Source organism: Delftia sp. DS1230 (genome assembly GCF_040112715.1).
Taxonomy (GTDB): Bacteria; Pseudomonadota; Gammaproteobacteria; order Burkholderiales; family Burkholderiaceae_C; genus Comamonas; species Comamonas tsuruhatensis.
This window is the reverse complement of the sequence record NZ_CP157763.1, coordinates 93,108-114,744: the sequence shown is the minus strand read 5'-3', so window position 1 is coordinate 114,744 and position 21,637 is coordinate 93,108. Positions and strand designations below refer to the sequence as shown.

The window sequence follows — 21,637 nt, the reverse complement described above, 5'->3', positions numbered from 1 at the left end:
CCATAATGCACGGTTGCTGCCCGGCTACGGGCGCCCGTCCCAAACGCGGCAGCCCTGCTGCCGCCTTGCTGCCGCCTGGTTCTTGCACCCGTGAATTCCGCCCTGCCTCCTGCCGCCATGGCCAACCTGGCCCCTCAGGCCCCGTTCTCGTCGCGCGAGTTCCGCGACGCGCTGGGCCAGTTCGCCACGGGCGTGACCATCGTCACCGCGCGCAGCCCGCAGGGCCATCCGGTGGGCGTCACCGTGAGCTCGTTCAACTCCGTCTCGCTCACACCGCCGCTGGTGCTGTGGAGCATGGCGCTGTCGGCGGCCTCGCTGCCCGTGTTCCAGCATTGCTCGCACTACGCCATCCATGTGCTGTCGGCCTCGCAAAAGCCCCTGGCCGAGCTGTTCGCGCGCAAGGGCGTGGACCGCTTCGCCAACACCGCCTGGCGCAGCTCGGCCCAGGGCGTGCCGCTGCTGACCGAAGCCACCACCGTCTTCGAGTGCCGCAATCGCCATCGCCATGAAGAAGGCGACCATGTGATCTTCATCGGCGAGGTCGAGCAGTGCAGCCACCAGGCCGGACACACGCCGCTGCTGTACCACGCAGGCCGCATGCACACGGGCGGCCTGGGCTGATACCGGGGCCTGCGGCGGCACTCCCGTCGCCTCTTTCGGCGGCTCCCCCATTCCCGTTCCTTCCCGCCTCCGGGTAATCCCCGGTCCGGGAAATCGGTGTCTGCGCATATTGTATATACAGGCTTATACATCTGATCGCAGACCCATCCGCAGGCTGATGAAGCCTGTGGATGCGGCAGCCATTTCACCAATGACGGGGGGAGACAGCGCATGAGTTCACCATCTGCAGGCAGCCTGCACCGAGGGCTGTCGGCCCGCCATATCCGCTTCATGGCACTGGGCTCGGCCATAGGCACGGGGCTGTTCTACGGCTCGGCCAAGGCCATACAGCAGGCGGGGCCCTCGGTGCTGATCGCCTACCTGCTGGCGGGCGCGGCGGTCTACATGGTGATGCGCGCGCTGGGCGAGATGGCCGTGCACAACCCCGTGCCCGGCTCCTTCGGCCAGTACGCCAGCGACTACCTGGGGCCGTTCGCCGGCTTCGTCACGGGCTGGACCTATACCTTCGAGATGGTCATCGTCTGCCTGGCCGACGTGACGGCCTTCGGCATCTACATGGGGTTCTGGTTTCCCGAGGTGCCGCGCTGGATCTGGGTGCTGTCCATCGTCTGCTTCATCGGCGCGCTCAACCTGTGCTCGGTCAAGGTGTTCGGCGAGATGGAGTTCTGGCTGTCCCTGCTCAAGGTGGCGGCCATCATCGCCATGATCGGCGGCGGCCTGGGCATCATGGTGTTCGGCTTCGGCATGGCGGCCGACCAGGCGCCGACCGGCGTGCAGAACCTGTGGGTGCACGGCGGCTTCATGCCCCATGGCGTCTCGGGCCTGATCGCCTCGCTGGCGGTGGTGGTGTTCGCCTTCGGAGGCATCGAGATCATCGGCATCTCGGCCGGCGAGGCCAAGGACCCGGCGCGCGTGATCCCGCGCGCCATCAACGCCGTGCCGCTGCGCATCCTGCTGTTCTACGTGCTCACGCTGTTCGTGCTGATGAGCATCTTCCCCTGGCCGCAGATCGGCAGCCAGGGCAGCCCCTTCGTGCAGATCTTCAGCGGCCTGGGCATTTCCTCGGCCGCCACCATCCTCAACATCGTGGTGATCTCGGCGGCCGTGTCGGCCATCAACAGCGACATCTTCGGCGCCGGCCGCATGCTCTACGGCATGGCGCACCAGGGCCAGGCCCCCGCCGGCTTCGGCCGTGTCTCGCGCCATGGCGTGCCCTGGATGACGGTGGTGGTGATGGCCGTGGCGCTGCTGGCCGGCGTGGTGCTGAACTACCTGATCCCCGAGGACGTGTTCCTGCTGATCGCCTCCATCGCCACCTTCGCCACGGTCTGGGTCTGGCTGATGATCCTGCTGTCGCAGTTCGCGGCGCGCCGCCGCATGAGCCCGCAGCAGGTGGCCGCGCTGAAGTTCCCGGTCCCGCTGTGGCCCGCCGCGCCGCTGGCCGCCATCGCCTTCATGCTGCTTGTGCTGGGCGTGCTCGGCTACTTCCCCCACACCCGAGCCGCGCTGGTCGTGGGCGGCCTGTGGATCGTGCTGCTGGGCGCCGCCTACCTGCTGTGGGTGCGCCCCGCCGCCGCGCGTGCGCAGAGCGAGGCGATGCGGCCTGCGGCGAACGCGAACCCTTAGTCGAACTCGACCTCGGTGGCCACCACCATCGCGCCATCGACCGAGAGCCGGCCCTTGACCTCGACCACGCGGCCCACGGCAATTTGGGCAGCGCTGCCATCCTCGAAGCGCGCATTGCGATAGTCCACGCGCACGCCGCGCAGCTCGAAGATGCCGGCCAGGCTGTCGACAGCGGTGATGCGGCCCTCGATCTCGAAGCCATCGTCACTGTCCAGCCGCAGCTTGCGCTCGACCTCGGAGGCGCGAAGCACCCCGTCCTGGAACATGCCCTCGACCTCGACCAGGTCGCCCACGGCAAGGCCTGCGGGCAGGCGTGCGGCGCTGCCCGCGTCCACGCTCAGGCCGTCCACGACGAAGCGGGTCGGCGAGTCCATGCGGGTGATATGGCCGGTGACGTCGGCCTCCACGCCCGCCTGTTCGGGCAGCGTGGGACGCTGCACCGACAGTGCGGTGGCCACCCACAGGCCGGCGGCATCGGGCTGGCGCGCCAGGCGCAGGCTGACCACGTCGCCGGCAGCCAGCGCGGCGGCAACCTGCACGCCGCTCCAGTTGACGACGGCCTCGCCGATGCGCAGGGTGCGGCGCGACATGTCAACGGCATCCACAGGCGCGCGCAGGCGCCAGGGCTCGTCGGCGTCATCCTCGATCTCGATGCGGCTGGCAAGAATGCGGCCCTGCGCATCGCGCAGGCCGTGGACTTCCAGCACACGGCCGACCTGCAGCGCCGCCGCGCGGCCGTCCTCGAACACCGTGGCCGCATCGACGATCACGGTCTGGCCCAGTACGGTCAGCCGGTCGCCCACGACCGCGCTCAACGGACCTTCCAGATCGCTGCGCACAAGAATCTGGCGGGCCATGGCGCGCGCCACACCATCGCTGCCGGTGGTCACGGGGTCGGCCGTGACATGGACCGCCATGCCCAGCTTGAGCGCATCGCTGGCCAGCAGGACGCCATCGCCATCGGTGATCCGGGCCTGGCGCTCGTCATACCGCACCCCATTGACCAGGATGGAGCCGAAGCCGTCAATGGTGCCCGACGCATAGCTGGCGCTGGGAGTGACCGGCGTGGGGGCGGGCTTGTCAGCCCCGCCGCCGCCACCGCCGCAGGCGGCCAGCAGCACGGACAGCGAGAGCGCGCCAGCGCCCAGGACCCGGGGCAATGGCGGGGCGGAGCGGGAAAAGCGAAGAAAATGCATGGTGTTCGATGCCAGAAAGAAACAGATGAAAAGGCACCGCGGCGGGGCCATCGGTGCAACCGCCTGCAGTGTCGGCAAAGGCGCCTAAACCGCGCATGAATGGCGCGTTCATGCACTGTTTAAGAACGTGCACATAAGATGCGTGGCCGTGAAACTCCGCCTCGCACTTGCTGCCTTGCTGGCCCTGCCGCTGGCGCCCGCCTCTGCCACCACGCCAGCGGAGCATGAAAGCGTGCGCCGCGAGGTGCAGTCCAAGCGCCTGCGGCCCTTGGCGGAAATCCTCCAGGACGTGCAGCAGCGCCACAAAGGGCGCGTCATCGACATCGAACTCGAGCGCGGCGCCGACGGCCGGCGCTGGTACGAAATCAAGCTCGCCAATGGCCAGCGCACGGAGATCTATATCGATGCAGTCACGGGACAGGACATCCCCCGGCCGGGCGCGACCACCGCCGTGCTGATACCCATGTCCGCCGTGGCGGCAGCCGTCACCCGCTTGCATCCCGGCACCGTGCTGCAGATCGAGCTGGAGGAAACGCGCAGCCCCAGGCCCTACTACGAGATCCAGCTGCTCACGCGCGAAGGCCGTGAGCAGCTGCTGCGCGCCGACGCCCAGACGGGCCGCATCCTGGCGGAGCCTGTCCTGAGCCGGGAGCAGGCCGCCACGCTGCAACCGCTGCCGCGCATTCTTGAGGAACTGGAGCGCAAGTACCAGGCCCGCGCCACAGAGGCCGAGCTCAAGATCGACGTCCGGCAGCGCGCCTACTATGAGGTCGAGTTGCAGCTGAGCGCCGGCCGCAGCATCGAAGTGCATGTGGATGCGTACAGCGGCCAGCCCATCGAAGAGGACGGACTGCGCTGATGCGGGTGCTCATCGTCGAAGACGACGCCGATCTTGCTGCAGGCCTGCAGGCCATCCTGCAGGAGGCCGGCATGCTGGCCGAGTGCTGCGCGGACGGCCGCCTCGCCCAGGAACTGGGCAGCGTCGAACACTATGACGCCGCCTTGCTGGACCTGGGGCTGCCAGGACAGGACGGCGTCTCGGTGCTGCGCCATTGGCGCGAGCAGGGCCGCTCCTTTCCCGTGCTGGTGCTCACGGCCCGCAACCGCTGGAGTGACAAGCTCACGGCTTTCCAGGCCGGCGCGGACGACTACCTGACCAAGCCCTTTCTGCACGAGGAGGTCGTCACGCGGCTGCGTGTGCTGCACCGGCGCGCAGCAGGCGGCAGCCGGCCCCTGGTGCAGATAGGCCCGCTGGCCTACGACACCATGGCAGACCGCTTCACGCTCGAAGGTCGGCCGCTTGCGCTGACCGCGCAGGAGCAACGCATCCTGAGCTTTCTGACCAACCGGCATGGACAGCTCGTCAGCCGCGCCGACATCAGCGAGCATGTCTACGCACGCGACCTGGACCCGGACTCCAACACCGTGGACGTGCTGGTCGGCCGCATCCGCCGCAAACTGTCCCCGCATGGCCTGATCCATACCGAGCGCGGACGGGGCTTTCGCCTGCAGCAGGCCAGCGGCGACCATGCGTCCTAGGCACTGGGGCCTGTCGGAGCGCCTGCTGGCACTGAGCCTGGTGGCCACGCTGGCCTGCGGCACGGCCGCCAGCTGGCTGCTGCGCGAGCAGTTGCACGATGCGGTGCTGCGCAGCTTCAAGGCCGGCCTGCAGGACCGTGCCGAGCGGCTGCAGGCCGAGCTGCAGTCCCCGGGACCCCTGACCGGACAGGGCGCGCGGCTCAATCGCGGCGAGTTCGGCCGCATTTTCTCGGGCTGGTACTGGACACTGGAGCAGGACGGGCGGCTGCAGCAGTCGCGCTCTGTCTGGGACGACAGCCTGGAGCTGGACGACGCCCGTCCCTGGCCCCGGCACAAGGGCAGCGAGACGCTGCTGTCGCTGCGCGGGCCGCAGGGGCGCGAACTGCTGGGCCTGCGCCGCAGCTTCGATGTCGCGGGCCGGCGCGTGCAGCTGCATGTCTTCGGCCCGCTGGACGGTACGCGCCAGGAATGGCGCCGCATCGACCGCATCCTGCTGGTCACCGAACTGGGCCTGGTCGCCGCGCTGCTGCTGTGCACGGTGGCGCTGGTGCGCCTGGGATTGCAGCCGCTGCGCAGCCTGCAGCAGGCGCTGCAGGACATGGAAGACGGCACACGCACGCAGCTGGGGCGGCACTTCGGCCCCGACCTGGACCCGATTGCCGAGGCCGTGGACCAGGTGCTGCAGCGCAATGCCCAGGTCGTGGAGCGCGCGCGCCACCAGGCGGCCGACCTGAGCCATGCGCTCAAGAAGCCGCTGGCCGTGCTCGGCATCCAGGCACGCGGCCATCAGGTCGATGGCCCGTGGCTGCGTGACCAGGTACAGGCCATGTCCCACACCATCGACCGCCATCTGGCGCGCTTCGCCAGCGGCGCCGGCAGCGCCGGCAGCGTGGCGCTGGATGAGGTGCTGGCCCGGCTGCTGGATGCCATGCGCCAGATCCACGCCCAGCGGCGCCTGTCCTGGTCCATCCAGACCTCCACGCCGCTGCCCGGCCATGGGCTGCGCTGGCGCGGCGCGGCCTCGGACCTGGAGGAGATGGCGGGAAACCTGCTGGACAACGCCGGCAAGTGGGCACGCAGCCGCGTCACGCTGGCCGTGTGCCAGGATGGCACGACGACGCTGCTGCAGATCGATGACGACGGCCCAGGCCTGGCGCCGGAGCATCTCGCGCAGGCCATGGAGCGCGGTGTCCGCTTCGACGAACAGGCCCAGGGCCACGGCCTGGGCCTGGCCATCGTGCGCGACATCGCCGAGACCTATGGTGGATCGCTGGAGATGGGGCCGAGCCCGCTGGGCGGGTTGCGCTGCACGCTGCGCCTGGGCTGAGCACGGCGCCGGGCGGCGCTCAGCGCGCGGCGTCGGGCAGTTCGATCTTGACTTCGAGCACTTCCAGGTTTTCCTGGCGCTCCAGGTGCACCTTGATGTCGTTGACGTCGATGTCCACGTACTTGGAGATCACCGCCATCAGCTCCTTTTGCAGCGCAGGCAGGTAGTCGGGACCGCCGCCATTGCCGCCCACGCGCTCGCGCGCGAGGATGATCTGCAGGCGCTCCTTGGCCACCGAGGCCGTCTTCTTCTTTTCTCCGAGCAGGAAAGAGAGCATGGACATGGCCGCTTACCTCCCCCCGAACATGCGTTTGAAGAAGCCGGGCTTTTGCGCTTCGGTGAAGCGCATGGGCTTTTCCTCGCCCAGGAAGCGCGCGACCACGTCCTGGTAGGCCTCGGCCACGTCCGAGCCCTGCATGTGCACGGCGGGAATGCCCTGGTTGGAGGCCTGCAGCACGGTTTCGGATTCGGGCACGACGCCGATCAGCTCGATGCGCAGGATGTCCTGGATGTCCTCCAGCGACAGCATCTGGCCGTCCTGCACGCGGTTGGGGTTGTAGCGCGTGATCAGCAGGTGTTCCTTGACGCTCTCGCCCGCGATGGCGCGCGCGGTCTTGGAGCTGAGCATGCCCAGGATGCGGTCGGAGTCGCGCACGGAGGAGACTTCGGGGTTGGTCACGACCAGGGCCTCGTCGGCGAAGTGCATGGCGATCAGCGCGCCGCTTTCGATGCCGGCCGGCGAGTCGCAGACGATGTACTCGAAGTCCATGCCCGCCAGGTCGTCCAGGATCTTCTTGACGCCGTCCTGCGTGAGCGCATCCTTGTCACGCGTCTGGGAGGCGGCCAGCACGAAGAGGTTGTCGCACTGCTTGTCCTTGATCAGGGCCTGGTTGAGGTTGGCCTCGCCCTGGATGACGTTGATCAGGTCGTAGACCACGCGGCGCTCGCAGCCCATGATCAGGTCCAGGTTGCGCAGGCCCACGTCGAAATCGATGACGGCGGTCTTGTGCCCGCGCAATGCGAGGCCCGATGCGAAGCTGGCGCTGGTGGTGGTCTTGCCCACGCCACCCTTGCCGGAGGTCACGACGACTATTTTGGCCATGTTTGCACGGTTCCTTAAAGACTGGAGAGCAAAGAAGAAGGGTCCGGTGTCATACCGGCTCGATGAGGATTTTCTCGCCGTCGAGACGCACCTTGGCGGGCCTGGCAGCTACGTCCGCCGGGAGATCGGTCTCGATTGTGCGATAGATGCCGGCAATCGACAGCAGCTGTGCTTCCATGCAGGTGCTGAAGATGCGCGCCTCGGTGTTGCCGCGCGCCCCGGCGATGGCCCTGCCGCGCAGCGGCGCGTAGACATGGACGTTGCCGTCGGCGATGACTTCGGCACCATAGCTGACCATGGCCAGCACCACGATGTCGGTGCCGCGCGCATAGACGCGCTGGCCCGAGCGCAGCGGCTTGTCCACGATGAGGGCGTCGGCCTGGGGAGCAGGCACCTCGCGCACCACCTCGACCTCGCGCACGACTTCCTGGATCTCGATCTCGGGCACCGTGGGCCGCACGGGCGCGGCCTCGGGCGCGGGCGCCAGGCCTGCGGCACGCGCCGCCTCCATCTGCGCGGGGCTGCCGCCGCGCACGGCCACGGGCACGGTGCGGTGAAAGCGCAGCGCCTCCACGAGCACGGCGAAGTCGATGGCCTCCTCGGCCTCGCGCACATGGGCCAGGTCGATCAGCACGGGGTCGTTGTCGAAGAAATCCGGGTCGTCGGCCAGGCGCTGGGCCAGGTCGGCCACGAGCACGCTGACATCGGTGTCCCGCAGGGCCACGGCCACCACGGGCAGCTGCGCGCTCTTGAGGTCGAAGCTGGGGCGGGCAGTACTCGTCGTTTCAACGGCCATGGGACTGGGAGTGCGGTGGATGGGAGAGTTGCCTCTCGACGCGCAAAGTGTACTGTGTGTGCAGTACATGGGCGCCCACTCCCGCCGGGAGGCCGGCACCGGGGAGTGTCCATTTGTGTTGTGTCACACACGGCCCATGCCCCCGTGGCGGGGGCCGGGCAGGCCCGGTCACTGAAACCGGGGCCTACGCTTCTCCACGAAGGCCATCACGGCCTCGCGGTGGTCGGCGGTCTTGTGGGCCAGGGCCTGGTAGCCGGCGGACAGCTCCAGCAGCGACTCCAGCGTGCTGTGCTCGCCCTCGCGCAGCAGGCGCTTGGTCATGCGCATCACGGCGCCGGGGTTGGCGGCGATCTTGTCGGCCAGCGCGCGTGCCGTGGGCAGCAGCTGGTCCGCCGGCACGACGCGGCTGACCAGGCCGCAGGCCAGGGCCTCCTGCGCGTCGATGGCCTCGCCCGTGAACGCCATCTCGGCCGCCTTGGCGCGGCCCACGGCGCGCGGCAGCAGCCAGGCGCCGCCGTCGCCCGGCACGATGCCCACGCGCACGAAGCTCTCGGCAAAGGTGGCCGTCTCGCTGGCGATGCGGATGTCGCACATGCAGGTCAGGTCCAGCCCCGCGCCGATGGCCGGGCCGTTGACGGCGCAGATCACGGGCACGTCCAGCTGGGTCAGGGCGCGCGGAATGCGCTGTATGCCCTGGCGGTACTCCTCGCGGATGGCGTCGGGCGTGAGCGCGTCGTCGAAGAAGCGCTGCATGTCCTTGACGTTGCCGCCCGAGCTGAAGATGGGGCCGGCGCCCGTGAGGATGACGGCCTTGACCGAGGCGTCGCGCCGGATCTCGTCGCAGACCTGCACGAATTCCTCCACGGCCGTGTTGCCCGTGAGCGCATTGCGCGTCTCGGGCTGGTTCATGGTGAGGGTCCAGATGGCGCCGTCGCGGGCGATGTTCAGAAAGGACATGGAGAAGACTCCTTGAGCAAGGGTTTATGCGGTGATGTCGGTGGTCGAACGGATCAGGTCCAGCGTGCTGCCCGCGTGGCCATGGACCAGCGCGGCGCCTGCCACACCGTGCCAGTACGACTCGGAGCCCGCCGTCTGGCGCCAGGCATGCAGGCGGCGCGTGAGCAGTTGCAGGTCGTATTCCTCGGTGAAGCCCATGGCGCCGTGGATGGCGTGGGCCGCCTCGGCCACGGCCAGCGCGGCCTGGCTGCAGCGCGCCTTGGCCACGGCCACGCGCAGCCGATCGGGGAAGATGCCCTGCCCCGCGCAGCCCAGCCGGGCCGCCATGCGCGCGGCGAAGACATGCTCGCTCATCACCGCCAGCTGGTGCTGTATGGCCTGGAACTTGCCGATGGGGCGGCCGAACTGCTGGCGGTCATTCGCATACTGCAGCGTGCGCTGGAACACCTCCATGAGCGCGCCCGCCAGCTGCGCCGCCACCAGGCCGGCCTGCAGCGTGCGCAGGTCCAGCCCATCCGGCAGGGCGATATCGGGAGCAGGTGCTGCGCGGACCTGATCGGCGCTCCAGCGCAGGTTCACGTCCAGGCAGAAGGCCGCCGGCTCGGACTGCTCCTGTGCCACGGGCAGCAGGCTCCAGCCCTGCGCATGCTGCACCAGCACGCTGTCCGCCACCGCGCCCAGGCGCACGGGTGCGCAGTGCAGGCTGCCATCCGGCTGGAGCAGGCCTTGCGCCAACGCGATGGCGCCTGGTGGACGCTCCGCCCCCGCGCCAGCCAGCAGCGCGCGCGCCAGCATGGTCTCGCCCAGCGGCACGGGCAGCGCATGGGCGCCGGCCAGCGACCACACATCGAACAGCTGCGCCAGCGCCAGCCCCGCGCCGCCCGCGTGCTCAGGCACCAGGGCATCGGCAAAGCCGGCCTGCTCCAGCGATTGCCACAGCGCCCGGGGCGAGCCCCCGGCCTCGATGGCGCGCACCCGCGCGGGCGTGCACTCGCCCTGCAGCAGCTGACGCGCGGCGTCGGCAAACAAATCGTCTTCCATGTCTCTCTCCATTCATGACACATGACGCCAGGCCTTGGGCGTTCCGTTTGAAACTGGCGCACCTTTAACACCAGGGACACCGAGGAAGGGCCGCCCCGCACCGAGGGTGTCGTCCCCCCCGCGAAGCGAGAGGGGGAAGACGCGCAGCGGCTCAGGGGGCGCTTCGTGTCAACGAAGCCCCAAACCTCGCGCGATCATTCCGCGCAGGATGTCGCGCGTGCCGCCGCGCAGCGAATACGAAGGCGCAACCTCCGTCACGTAGTTGAGGGTGCGCAGCAGCTCCAGCGGAACCTCGGACGCCTCGCGTGCGAACAGGTCGTCGGCGATGGCGGCGGGAATGGACTGTTCCAGCGTCGTGCCCAGCTCCTTGACCAGGGCCGCCTCGACGATGGGGCTTTCGCCGCGCACCAGCTTGTCCTGCACGGCCACCGACATGGCGCGCAGCGGGGCCAGCTCGGTGAACACGCGGCCGGCCAGGCGCAGCGCGCCTTCGCTGCGCTCGCCCGTTGCACGCAGCCAGGCCAGCCATTCGTCGAACAGCACGATGCTGGAGAACAGCCGCTCGGGCCCGCTGCGCTCGAAGGCCAGCTCGGCCGTGACCTGCTCCCAGCCCTGGCCTTCCTGGCCGATCAGGGCGTCGGGCGGCAGCTGCACGTTGTCGAAGAAGACTTCGCAGAAATGGCTGTCGCCCGAGAGGTCGGTGATGGGCCGCACGGTCACGCCCGGCAGCGACAGGTCCACGATGACCTGGGACAGGCCCTTGTGCCGGTCACCCGCCTCGCCCGAGGTGCGCACCAGGGCGATCATGTAGTGGCAGTGGTGGGCGTTGGTGGTCCAGATCTTCTGGCCGTTGAGCACGAAGCCCTTGTCGTTCGGCACGGCGCGCGTCTTCACGCTGGCCAGGTCCGAGCCCGCGCCGGGCTCGCTCATGCCGATGCAAAAGAAGGCCTCGCCCCGGCAGATGCGCGGCAGGTAGAACTGCTTTTGCGCCTCGGTGCCGTACTTGAGGATCAGCGGGCCGCTCTGGCGGTCGGCAATCCAGTGCGAGCCCACGGGCGCGCCGCAGGCCAGGTATTCCTCCACCAGCACGTATCGCGTGAAGGCGCTGCGCCCGCCACCGCCGTACTCGCGCGGCAGGGTGACGCCTATCCAGCCCTTTTCGCCCAGTTGCCGGCTCAATTCGGCGCTGTAGCCGCCCCAGGAGCGCGCGCGCACATGGGGCGGCAGGCCGCTTATGGCCTGGGCGAGGAAGGCGCGTACCTCGGCGCGCAGGGCTTCGTCCTCGGCGGGGATGCGGGTCAGGGCAAGGGAATCAAGCACACTCATTGCAGGGCTCCATGGTTGGACCCCACTCTAGGCAGCCGGTCTGTCGCAGTCCAATATTAAAAACCGAGCCACTGATACCGTTTGAATATCAGGCGGCCTGTGCCTTGGCATGCTGCGCCGCAAAGCCCACATACCAGTCCAGGCAGCCCGGGTTGGCCATGGCCTCCTTGTTGACCACCTTGTCCAGCGGCTGGCCCAGCATCAGCTTCTTGATGGGCAGCTCCTGCTTCTTGCCGCTGAGCGTGCGCGGGATTTCGGCCACCTGCACGATCTCGTCGGGCACGAAGCGCGGCGACAGGGCCTGGCGGATGGCGCCCTGCAGGCGGGCGCGCAGGGCGTCGTCCAGATCCACGCCCGGGCGCAGCACCACGAACAGCGGCATGTAGCTTTCGCGGCCCAGGTATTCGAGGTCCACGACCATGGAGTCCAGCACTTCGGGCAGGGCCTCGACGGCGCTGTAGATCTCGCTGGTGCCCATGCGCAGGCCGTGGCGGTTGATGGTGGCGTCGCTGCGGCCGTAGATGATGCAGCCGCCGTCCGGGAGGATGCGTATCCAGTCGCCGTGGCGCCAGACCGGGCCCATGGCGGCGGGGCCGTCGCCGCCGCCGGGCGCGCGGCCATGGCCGGCCGGGTACATGTCGAAGTAGCTGGACAGGTAGCGCTTGCCGTCCGCATCGCCCCACAGGTACAGGGGCATGGAGGGGATGGGCTGGGTGCAGACCAGCTCGCCCACCTCGTCGATGACGGGCTGGCCCTGCTCGTTCCACGCCTCCACGGCCGCGCCCAGCTGGCGGCACTGCATGATGCCCGGCTGCTGCGGCAGTTCGCGGTGGCCGCCGATGAAGGCGCCCGCGAAGTCGGTGCCCCCCGAGATGTTGTTCCACCAGATGTCAGGCCGCCCCATGCTGGCGAACTGCGCCGTGCCCCAGCTTTGCACCTCGGGCGACAGCGGCGAGCCCGTGGTGCCCAGGCTGCGGATGCGCGACAGGTCGCCGCACTGGGCCAGGTCCACGCCGGCCTTCATGCAGTTGGCGTAGAAGGCCGCGCCCGAGCCGAAGCTGGTCACGCCGGTCTCGGCCGCGAAGCGCCACAGCACGCCCCAGTCGGGCCTGTCCTTGCTGCCGCCGGGGCTGCCGTCGAAGATCACGCAGGTGGTGCCGCCCAGCAGGCCCGAGACCTGGGCGTTCCACATCACCCAGCCCGTGGAGCTGTACCAGTGGTAGCGCTCGCCCCAGCTGTTGGGGTGGTAGCTGCAGCCCACGTCGTTGTGCAGGGCCTTGAGCTGCAGGGCCACCAGCACCATGCCGCCATGGCCGTGGACGATGGGCTTGGGCAGGCCGGTGGTGCCGCTGGAGTAGACGATCCACAGCGGGTGGTCGAAGGGCAGCCATTCGGGCTCGAAGGCCGCCGTGGCCGCGTCGTCGCGGGCCGTGACCTGGCCGTAGTCGGCGGCATCGGCCAGCCTGGCCTGCAGGTCCAGGTTGGGTACCAGCACCACATGCTCCACGCTGGGCAGGCCTGCGCGCAGCTCGGCCAGCACGGCCATGCGGTCGATATCGCGCCCGGCGTAGTGCACGCCATCGACGGCGATCAGCGCCTTGGGCGCGATCTGGCGAAAGCGGTCCAGCACCGCGTTGGTGCCCATGTCGGGCGCGCAGATGCTCCAGACGGCGCCCAGGCTGGCCGTGGCCAGCAGGGCGACCATGGCCTCGGGGATGTTGGGCAGGTAGGCAGCCACGCGGTCGCCGCGGCCCACGCCCTGGGCCTTCAGGTGCAGGGCCAGGGCGGCAACCTGGCGGCGCAGCTCGGGCCAGGACAGTTCGCGGTGGCGGCCCGTCTCGTTGCGGCTGACCACGGCGGGCATGCCGGCCGCATGGGCGGCATCCACATGGCGCAGCGCCTGGCGCGTGTAGTTGATCTGGGCACCCTGAAACCACTGGGCGCCGGGCATGGTGTTGCGCTCCAGCACGGCCGTGTGCGGCGTGGGCGACTGCAGCGCGTTGTAGTCCCAGATGCTTTGCCAGAAGGCGTCCAGGTCGGTCACCGACCAGCGCCACAGGGCGTCGTAGCTGTCGAACTGCAGGCCGTGGCGCTCGCGCAGCCAGTCCTGGTACAGGCGGATCTGGGGGATGAAGGCAGGGGTGTGGCTCATGACCGGCCACGGTACGCGCGCGCTGCCCGCGAGCCCAGACGGGAAAGCCATTAGCCTGGCACCTGGGCGACAAAGTCTGCGGGCCGGATCGCGTATCTGCGCACAAACACTGGGAAAAAATTTCCGCTCGCCCCCTCCTGCCAGAAAACAAATGCCTCTAATATCGCGCCAATTTTTTACAAGGAGCGATGCCACATGGGCCTTTTCCAATGGACGGAGAAATCCGCCGACCAGCTGCAACGGGGAGGCGTGATCGGCCCCGATGAGCGCCTGCCCTGGCCCCAGACCGGGCTGATGGGCATACAGCACGTGATCGCCATGTTCGGCTCCACCGTGCTGGCGCCCATCCTCATGGGGTTCGACCCCAACGTGGCCGTGCTCATGAGCGGCATCGGCACGCTGATCTTCTTCCTGATCACGGGCGGCAAGGTGCCCAGCTACCTGGGTTCGTCCTTTGCCTTCATCGGCGTGGTGATCGCAGCCACGGCCTATGGCGGCAAGGGCGCCAACGGCAACATCGGCGTGGCGCTGGGCGGCATCATTGCCTGCGGTGCGGTCTATGCGCTGATCGGCCTGGTGGTGCAGATGGTGGGCACGCGCTGGATCGAGCGCTTCATGCCGCCCGTGGTCACGGGCGCCGTGGTGGCCGTGATCGGGCTGAACCTGGCGGCCATACCCGTCAAGAACATGGCGGCCAACAACTTCGAGTCGTGGATGCAGGCCCTGACCTTCGTCTGCGTGGGCCTGGTGGCCGTGTTCACGCGCGGCATGGTGCAGCGCCTGCTGATCCTGGTGGGCCTGATCGCCGCCAGCCTGCTGTACGGCCTGTTCACCAATGTGCTGGGCATGGGCAAGCCCGTGGACCTGTCGGGCGTGGCCAATGCCGCCTGGTTCGGCCTGCCCCAGTTCCACGCGCCCGTGTTCAGCGGCCCGGCCATGGTGCTCATCGTGCCCGTGGTCATCATCCTGGTGGCCGAGAACCTGGGCCACATCAAGGCCGTGACCGCCATGACGGGCAAGAACCTGGACCAGTACATGGGCCGGGCCTTCATCGGCGACGGCGTGGCCACCATGGTCAGCGGCGCGGCCGGCGGCACCGGCGTGACCACCTATGCCGAGAACATCGGCGTGATGGCCGCCACGCGCATCTACTCGACGGCCGTGTTCTTCGTGGCCGCCGTCCTGGCCGTGCTGCTGGGCTTCTCGCCCAAGTTCGGCGCGCTGATCCAGGCGATCCCGCTGCCCGTGATGGGCGGCGTGTCCATCGTGGTCTTCGGCCTGATCGCCGTGGCCGGCGCCAAGATCTGGGTGGACAACCGCGTGGACTTCTCGCAGAACAAGAACCTGATCGTGGCGGCCATCACCCTGATCCTGGGCACGGGCGACTTCACGCTCAAGTTCGGCGACTTCGCGCTGGGCGGCATCGGGACCGCGACTTTCGGCGCCATCATCCTGTACGCGCTGCTGGATCACGCACGCGACGATCAGTCGCTGATCCATTGAATGTGAGCACACGCAAACATTCTTTGAGCCTTTGACTGCGCGGCAGGGCCTTTACGGGGAAACCCGAGGGCCGCTGCCAGCGCTGCTACCATCGGTTTCCGGAGATATACCGCCCTTGCGTTCTTGCATGGGGCGGTTTTTTTTAGGCTTGCAAGCCAGCGCTGCGGCACCCTGCCGGCTGGCGCGAGCCGTCAGCCGGAGCCATAGATGTCCCTCGCAGACCGCGTACGTTTCCCAGAATTCCTTTCGCGCACCATGACGGCCGAGCAGGCCGCCGCCCTGATCCCCCACGGCGTCAACGTCGGCATGAGCGGATTCACGGGCGCGGGCTACCCCAAGGCCCTGCCCCAGGCCATCGCCCAGCACGCCAAGAGCGAACACGCGGCCGGCCGGCCCTACAAGATCAATGTCTGGACCGGCGCCTCCACGGCCGCCGAGATGGACGGCGCCCTGGCCGAGGCCGGCGCACTGGGCCAGCGCCTGCCCTTCAACACCGACCCCACCTGCCGCGCCAGGATCAATGCCGGCGAGATCGACTTCATCGACATGCACCTGTCCCACGTGGCCCAGCATGCGTGGTTCGGCTTCCTGGGCCCCATGAGCGTGGCCGTGGTCGAGGTGCTGGGCGTGACCGAGGACGGGCGCCTCATCCCCTCCACCGCCGTGGGCAACAACAAGACCTGGCTGGAGATCGCCGACAAGGTGATCCTGGAGGTCAACACCAAGCCGCCGGCCAAGATGGAAGGCATGCACGACATCTACTACGGCACGGCCATCCCGCCGCGCCGTGTGCCCATTGCCCTGACCCATGCCGATGACCGCATCGGCGAGCCCTACCTGCGCGTGGACCCGGCCAAGGTGGTCGCCGTGGTCGAGACCCACAAGGGCGACCGCGACAACGTCTTCGCCCAGCCCGACGCCAACTCCAACCTGATCGCCGCGTCCATCATCGACTTCCTCGCGCACGAGATGAAGATGGGCCGCCTGCCCAAGGAGATGCTGCCCATCCAGTCGGGCGTGGGCAACGTGGCCAACGCCGTGCTGGCCGGCCTGCTGACGGGGCCGTTCGAGAACCTGCTGGGCTTCACCGAGGTGCTGCAGGACGGCATGCTGGACCTGCTGCGCGCGGGCAAGATGAGCCGCGCCTCGGCCACCTCGATCTCGCTGTCCGGCAGCGCCTACAGGGACTTCGAGGAGAACATCGACTTCTACCGCGAGCGCATCATCCTGCGCCCCCAGGAGATCAGCAACCACCCCGAGCTGGTGCGCCGGCTGGGCGTGATCGCCATGAACTCCATGATCGAGGCCGACATCTACGGCAACATCAACTCCACCCACGTCATGGGCACGGGGATGATGAACGGCATCGGCGGCTCGGGCGACTTCGCGCGCAACGGCTACCTGTCCTTCTTCGTCACGCCCTCGGTGGCCAAGGGCGGCAAGATCAGCTGCATCGTGCCCATGTGCTCGCACGTGGACCATACCGAGCACGACACGCAGATCATCGTCACCGAGCAGGGCCTGGCCGACCTGCGCGGCCTGTCGCCGCGCAAGCGCGCCCAGGTCATCATCGACCGCTGCGCCCATCCCGACTTCCGCCCCCAGCTGCAGGACTACTTCGACCGCGCCCAGCGCCAGGGCGCGCTGCACACGCCCCACATCCTGGGCGAAGCGCTGAGCTGGCACCAGCGCTTTGTCGAAACGGGCGACATGCGCGCCTGAACCGCGCAAGCGCGCAGTCTCCTGGGCTACAGGCGGCCATCGGCATGGCTGCCTGGACTGGCGTAGCATGCAAGGACGGCCCACGGGGCCGTCTTTTTCGTTGCACCCACAGGACTTCTCCCATGCCGATCTGGAAGCGCAGCTTCACCCTTGAAGACATCACCTCGCTGAGCGCCGACACGGCCGTCTCGCACCTGGGCATCGAGTTCACCGAGATCGGTGACGACTTCCTGCGCGGCCGCGTGCACGTGGACCAGCGCACCTGCCAGCCCTACGGCATCCTGCACGGCGGCGTGAACGTGGTGCTGGCCGAGACCCTGGGCTCGGTGGCCGCGGCCTGCTCCATCCCCGAAGGTTGGCGCAGCGTGGGCCTGAACGTCTCGGCCAACCATGTGCGCGCCGCGCGCCAGGGCTGGGTCACGGGCACGGCCCGCTCCGTGCACCTGGGCCAGACCACCCATGTCTGGGCCATCGAACTGCACGACGAAACCGGCCGCCTGACCTGCACCTGCAGCCTGACCATGGCGCTGCTGCCGCCCACTCATGCGCAGAACGTCAAGCTCGCGGCGCAGCCGCCGGTGGCGGCCCAGCCCTGACCGCTTGATGGACTGGGAACCCTCGCGCTCTCGGTCACGTCGCTGTCGTCCGTTGTATTTCTTCTTCAGTTATTGATAATTGCCTAATCAATACAACAGACTCCGGCATGCCCGCTCCTGGCTCCGCGCTCGAACAAGCCGTTCTGGCACTGGCCGAACAACGGCCGCTGCTGCGCGCACGCGACCTTGCCGCGCTTGGCCTGCCGACCATGGCGCTGAGCCGGCTGGTCGCGGCAGGCCGCCTTGAACGCGTTGCACGCGGCCTGTACAGCCTGCCGGGTCGGCCGCTCAGCGAGCACCGCTCGCTGGCGGAAGTGGCCCTGCGCGTGCCGCAGGGCGTGGTCTGCCTGCTGTCCGCGCTGCGGGTCCACGGCATAGGAACGCAGGCACCCTTCGAGGTGTGGATGGCCATTCCCCATCACTCGCCCACGCCCCGCATAGACCAGCCTGCATTGCGCGCCATCCGCATGTCCGGTGCGGCACTGTCCGAAGGCGTGGAAACCCTGCAGATCGATGGCGTCGGTGTCGCCGTCTTCAACGCATCGAAGACCGTGGCCGATTGCTTCAAGTACCGCAACAAGATCGGCCTGGATGTGGCGCTGGAAGCACTGCGCGACGGATGGGCACAACGCAAGCTGACGGCCGACGCGCTCTGGCACTACGCAGCCATCGACCGCGTCAGCAATGTGATGCGCCCCTACCTTGAAAGCATCGCCGCATGAGCCGCGATATCGCAGCCTCAATCCGTGCACGTTTGAAGCACTGCGCGGACGCCCGCCGGCAGGACTTCAACCTCACGCTCACCCACTATGGCCTGGAGCGCCTGCTGTACCGCCTGTCCATCTCGCCCCATGCGGACAGCTATCTGCTCAAGGGCGCACTGCTGTTTGCCATCTGGTACGAGCAGCCGCACAGGCCGACCCGCGACGCCGATCTGCTGGGCTTTGGCCTGGACGACGTTGACTCGGCGGTGAGCGCTTTCCGCGAGATCTGCCGGATTGCCGTGGACGACGGCATTGCCTTCGATGCCGCGTCGGTGCGTGGAACCACCATCCGCAAGGAAGCCGGCTATGGCGGAGTACGGATTGACCTGCGCGCCACGCTGGACGGTGCACGCATCACGCTGCAGGTGGACATAGGCTTCGGCGATGCCGTGACACCATCGCCACAAGCCATCCGCTACCCCGTGCTGCTCGACGGCCTGCCCGCACCGCAACTGCGCAGCTACCCCAAGTACACCGTGGTGGCCGAAAAACTCCACGCGATATGCCTGCTGGGCATGGCCAATACCCGGATGAAGGACTACTTCGATCTCTGGGTATTGATGACCGAAGGCACGCTGGACCCTGCCGAACTGCGGCGCGCCATGGCAGCGACCTTCGAGCGCCGCCAACTCGCGCTGCCCGCAGGCCTGCCAGCCGGATTGAGCGATGGCTTCAGCAGCGATGCGGCCAAGCAGGCGCAGTGGGCCGCCTTCCTGAAGAAGAACCGGCTTGAAGCGCTGGAGCTGGCCCCTGTCGTGGCAAGGCTGCGAGAGGAATTCCAGCAATGCGGCATCTTCTGATACCGCCTGGAAGTCCTCCGCCCACCACCATCTCAAACCCCCAGCAACTCCGACAGGCGCTCCGGCTGCGCCAGCAGCTCCCGCGAATCGGCCTGCAGCGCCAGCCGGCCCTTGGCCATGACCACGGCGCGGTCGGTGTGGGCCAGGACCTTTTTGTAGTCGCGGTCCACGATCAGGGTGGAGATGCCGGTGCTGCGGATGGCGGCGATCACGCGCCAGATTTCGGCGACGACCAGGGGGGCCAGGCCTTCGGTGGCTTCGTCGAGGATGAGCAGGCGCGGGTGCGTCATCAGCGCGCGGCCTATGGACAGCATCTGCTGCTCGCCGCCAGAGAGCTGGTCGCCGCCGTTGGCCAGGCGCTCCGCGAGCCGGGGGAAGGTGTCGAGCACGCGCTCCAGCGTCCAGTGGCGCTCGCCCTGCAGTCCGGGGCGGGCGCTCATGACCAGGTTCTCGCGCACGCTGAGGTTGGGGAAGATGCCGCGCCCCTCTGGCACATAGCCAATGCCCAGCCGCGCCATGCGCTCGGGCGGCGCGCCCGTGCAGTCGCGGCCATCGGCGCGCAGGCGGCCGGAGCGTGCCGGCACATAGCCCATGAGTGTGCGGATCAGCGTGGTCTTGCCCATGCCGTTGCGCCCCAGCAGGCCCACGGCCTGGCCCGCGCCCAGCGCCAGGCTCACGCCCTGCAGGATGTGGCTGTCGCCGTAGTAGGTATGCAGCTCGTCGATGGCGAACATGGGCTCAGTCATCGTCTTCTCCGAGATAGGCAGTACGGACCACGGGATCGACACGGATCTGCGCTGGCGTGCCCGTGGCCACCACGCTGCCGTTGACCATCACGGTGATGCGGTCGGCGATGCGGAACACGGCGTCCATGTCGTGCTCGACCAGCAGTACCGCGTGGCCGCGCTTGAGCTCCTGCAGCAGGGCCAGCATGCGCTCGGTCTCCTCGGCGCCCATGCCGGCCAGCGGCTCGTCCAGCAGCAGCACGCGCGGGCCGGTGGCCAGGCACATGGCCACTTCCAGCTGGCGCTTGGCGCCATGGCTCAGTGTGCCGGCCACGGCCAGCGCCTGCCCGGCCAGGCCCGCACGCTCCAGGGCCGCATGGGCCTGGCGCAGGCTGGCCGCGCAGCGCTGTGCGGACAGACCCAGCTGCCAGGGCCTGAGCGCCATCTGCGCCTGGGCCGCGAGCCGGCAGTTTTCCAGCGCCGAGAACTCGGGAAAGATGGTGGTGCGCTGGTAGCTGCGGCCCACGCCGGCACGCGCGCGCCGGGGCTGGGGCATGCGCGTGACGTCCTGGCCCGCGAGCGCAATGCGCCCCGCGCTGGCCGCCAGCTCGCCCGAGAGCATGTTGACCAGGGTGGACTTGCCCGCGCCGTTGGTGCCGATCACGGCATGGACCTCGCCCTCGTGCAGGTCCAGGTCCACGCCGCCCACGGCCGTGAGCCCGCCGAAGCGGCGCGTGAGGCCGCGCACCGAAAGCAGTGCCGCATCAGCCATGGTCGGCCTCCTTGTGGCGGGCCTCGTTGTGCACTCCAGCGCGTTGCCGTGCAAGGCCCGCCGGCCCGATCAGCCCCATCAGTCCTTTCGGCAGCAGGGCCACGAGCACGATGATGGCCAGGCCCAGGCTCAGCTGCCAGTGGTCGGCCATGGGGCCGACGATGGCATGCGTGGACAGCACCTCCTTGAGCGCGACGAAGGCCACCGTGCCCAGCACGGCGCCGCGCAGCGAGCCCAGGCCGCCGAGGATGACCATCAGCAGCACCTCGCCCGAGTGGTGCCAGGACAGCAGCTCGGGGTTGACCACGGCATCGCGCACCGCCAGCAGAAAGCCGGCCACGCCGGCCAGCATGCCGGCCAGCACGAAGGCCGCGAGCTTGTACCCGTAGGTGGTGAAGCCGGCCGCACGCATGCGCTGTTCGTTGACGCGTATGCCCGCCAGCGCCGCGCCGAAGCGCGACTGGCGCAGCCCGGCCAGGAAGGCATAGACCAGCACCAGGGCGACCAGCACCAGGTAGTACTGCACGCGCGGGATTTCCATGTCGATGGCGCCCAGCGCGGGCCGGGCCATCAGGTAGATGCCATCGCTGCCGCCGCCGATGCCCGTGTCGTGGACCACGAAGTAGGCCATCTGTGCGAAGGCCAGCGTCACCATGATGAAGTAGATGCCGCGCGTGCGCAGGCTCAGCAGGCCCACCAGCAGCGCATAGCCGCCCGAGGCCAGCAGCGCCCAGCCCAGCATGGCCGGCAGGCTGCCGCCCTCGTTGCCTGCGGACAGCACGGCGGCATAGGCGCCCAGGCCCATGAAGGCCGCATGCCCCAGGCTCACCAGGCCCGTACCGCCCACCAGCAGCTGCAGGCTGAGCGCGAAGATGGCCAGGATCATGGTCTTGACCACCAGGCCCGACAGATAGTCCGACCACCAGGGGCCGGCCAGCGCCAGCAGCGCCACGCAGGCCAGCGGCACGGCGCAGGCCTGCCATCGGCAGGCGCGCTGCGGCATCTCTACGGGCTGCGCAGGCTGCACGGCGGCCGCCAGCAGGGCCGGAGAAGGATTGGATACGGCCATTGT

General features: G+C 68.7%; 21 protein-coding genes. 10 read left to right on the top strand and 11 right to left on the bottom strand.

What is annotated here, in order from left to right; all coding sequences use genetic code 11:
* Positions 1-117: 117 nt before the first annotated feature.
* Positions 118-621, top strand: a complete 504-nt coding sequence (locus tag AAN986_RS00490) for a flavin reductase family protein (protein ID WP_016452255.1) — start codon at positions 118-120, stop codon at positions 619-621.
* Positions 622-831: 210 nt separating this feature from the next.
* On the top strand, positions 832-2,247 hold the full coding sequence (locus AAN986_RS00485; RefSeq protein ID WP_047217568.1) for an amino acid permease: 1,416 nt from the start codon (positions 832-834) through the stop codon (positions 2,245-2,247).
* On the opposite strand, the gene AAN986_RS00480 is transcribed toward AAN986_RS00485, so the two are convergent.
* Positions 2,244-3,443, bottom strand: coding sequence for a DUF5666 domain-containing protein (locus AAN986_RS00480; RefSeq protein WP_016452257.1), 1,200 nt, complete (start codon positions 3,441-3,443; stop codon positions 2,244-2,246). The genes AAN986_RS00485 and AAN986_RS00480 overlap by 4 nt on opposite strands.
* Before the next feature lie 148 nt (positions 3,444-3,591).
* Here AAN986_RS00480 and AAN986_RS00475 point away from each other — a divergent pair, with 148 nt between their 5' ends.
* From AAN986_RS00475 to AAN986_RS00465, 3 genes are read left to right on the top strand one after another with little or no spacing between them, the layout of a single operon-like run.
* Positions 3,592-4,302, top strand: a complete 711-nt coding sequence (locus tag AAN986_RS00475) for a PepSY domain-containing protein (RefSeq protein WP_223275184.1) — start codon at positions 3,592-3,594, stop codon at positions 4,300-4,302.
* Positions 4,302-4,982: a response regulator transcription factor gene (locus AAN986_RS00470; RefSeq protein WP_013800000.1), complete on the top strand. Its 681-nt coding sequence runs from the start codon at positions 4,302-4,304 to the stop codon at positions 4,980-4,982. The genes AAN986_RS00475 and AAN986_RS00470 overlap by 1 nt, the downstream gene beginning before the upstream one ends.
* The gene (locus AAN986_RS00465) at positions 4,972-6,309 is read left to right on the top strand and encodes a sensor histidine kinase (protein WP_047217567.1); all 1,338 of its coding nucleotides are present in this window, start codon (positions 4,972-4,974) and stop codon (positions 6,307-6,309) included. Before AAN986_RS00470 ends, AAN986_RS00465 begins: the two co-directional genes overlap by 11 nt.
* Before the next feature lie 19 nt (positions 6,310-6,328).
* Here AAN986_RS00465 and minE read toward each other — a convergent pair whose 3' ends face one another.
* From minE to AAN986_RS00430, 7 genes are all read right to left on the bottom strand, one after another.
* Entirely contained in the window at positions 6,329-6,592 is a 264-nt protein-coding gene (minE, locus tag AAN986_RS00460) for a cell division topological specificity factor MinE (RefSeq protein ID WP_016447328.1), read from the bottom strand.
* Between the two features lie 6 nt (positions 6,593-6,598).
* The gene (minD, locus tag AAN986_RS00455; RefSeq protein WP_016452260.1) at positions 6,599-7,411 is read right to left on the bottom strand and encodes a septum site-determining protein MinD; all 813 of its coding nucleotides are present in this window, start codon (positions 7,409-7,411) and stop codon (positions 6,599-6,601) included.
* Positions 7,412-7,460: 49 nt separating this feature from the next.
* Positions 7,461-8,207, bottom strand: a complete 747-nt coding sequence (gene minC / locus AAN986_RS00450) for a septum site-determining protein MinC (RefSeq protein ID WP_047217566.1) — start codon at positions 8,205-8,207, stop codon at positions 7,461-7,463.
* Positions 8,208-8,375: 168 nt separating this feature from the next.
* On the bottom strand, positions 8,376-9,164 hold the full coding sequence (locus AAN986_RS00445) for a crotonase/enoyl-CoA hydratase family protein (protein ID WP_047217565.1): 789 nt from the start codon (positions 9,162-9,164) through the stop codon (positions 8,376-8,378).
* A 24-nt stretch (positions 9,165-9,188) separates the two neighbouring features.
* A complete protein-coding gene (locus tag AAN986_RS00440; RefSeq protein ID WP_047217564.1) occupies positions 9,189-10,205 on the bottom strand; it encodes an acyl-CoA dehydrogenase in 1,017 nt (338 codons plus the stop codon).
* A gap of 168 nt (positions 10,206-10,373) precedes the next feature.
* Positions 10,374-11,531, bottom strand: coding sequence for an acyl-CoA dehydrogenase family protein (locus AAN986_RS00435; RefSeq protein WP_047217563.1), 1,158 nt, complete (start codon positions 11,529-11,531; stop codon positions 10,374-10,376).
* Positions 11,532-11,619: 88 nt separating this feature from the next.
* On the bottom strand, positions 11,620-13,683 hold the full coding sequence (locus AAN986_RS00430; protein WP_047217562.1) for an acetoacetate--CoA ligase: 2,064 nt from the start codon (positions 13,681-13,683) through the stop codon (positions 11,620-11,622).
* A 195-nt stretch (positions 13,684-13,878) separates the two neighbouring features.
* Between AAN986_RS00430 and AAN986_RS00425 the strand changes: the two genes are divergently transcribed.
* The 5 genes from AAN986_RS00425 to AAN986_RS00405 all read left to right on the top strand — a co-directional run bounded on the left by AAN986_RS00425 (position 13,879) and on the right by AAN986_RS00405 (position 19,068).
* Positions 13,879-15,186, top strand: a complete 1,308-nt coding sequence (locus AAN986_RS00425) for a solute carrier family 23 protein (protein WP_047217561.1) — start codon at positions 13,879-13,881, stop codon at positions 15,184-15,186.
* Between the two features lie 207 nt (positions 15,187-15,393).
* Positions 15,394-16,908 (top strand): acetyl-CoA hydrolase/transferase family protein, encoded by a 1,515-nt coding sequence (locus AAN986_RS00420; protein WP_012202025.1) that lies wholly within the window; start codon positions 15,394-15,396, stop codon positions 16,906-16,908.
* Between the two features lie 122 nt (positions 16,909-17,030).
* Positions 17,031-17,504: a hotdog fold thioesterase gene (locus tag AAN986_RS00415; protein WP_047217559.1), complete on the top strand. Its 474-nt coding sequence runs from the start codon at positions 17,031-17,033 to the stop codon at positions 17,502-17,504.
* 107 nt (positions 17,505-17,611) lie between these two features.
* Positions 17,612-18,226 (top strand): type IV toxin-antitoxin system AbiEi family antitoxin domain-containing protein, encoded by a 615-nt coding sequence (locus tag AAN986_RS00410; protein ID WP_016447321.1) that lies wholly within the window; start codon positions 17,612-17,614, stop codon positions 18,224-18,226.
* Positions 18,223-19,068, top strand: a complete 846-nt coding sequence (locus AAN986_RS00405) for a nucleotidyl transferase AbiEii/AbiGii toxin family protein (protein ID WP_047217558.1) — start codon at positions 18,223-18,225, stop codon at positions 19,066-19,068. The genes AAN986_RS00410 and AAN986_RS00405 overlap by 4 nt, the downstream gene beginning before the upstream one ends.
* A gap of 32 nt (positions 19,069-19,100) precedes the next feature.
* Here AAN986_RS00405 and AAN986_RS00400 read toward each other — a convergent pair whose 3' ends face one another.
* From AAN986_RS00400 to AAN986_RS00390, 3 genes are read right to left on the bottom strand one after another with little or no spacing between them, the layout of a single operon-like run.
* Positions 19,101-19,802 (bottom strand): ABC transporter ATP-binding protein, encoded by a 702-nt coding sequence (locus AAN986_RS00400; RefSeq protein ID WP_034348629.1) that lies wholly within the window; start codon positions 19,800-19,802, stop codon positions 19,101-19,103.
* Positions 19,803-19,806: 4 nt separating this feature from the next.
* Complete coding sequence (locus AAN986_RS00395; RefSeq protein WP_047217557.1) at positions 19,807-20,565, bottom strand: ABC transporter ATP-binding protein; 759 nt, start codon at positions 20,563-20,565, stop codon at positions 19,807-19,809.
* Complete coding sequence (locus AAN986_RS00390) at positions 20,558-21,634, bottom strand: branched-chain amino acid ABC transporter permease (RefSeq protein WP_047217556.1); 1,077 nt, start codon at positions 21,632-21,634, stop codon at positions 20,558-20,560. The genes AAN986_RS00395 and AAN986_RS00390 overlap by 8 nt, the downstream gene beginning before the upstream one ends.
* Positions 21,635-21,637 lie beyond the last annotated feature (3 nt).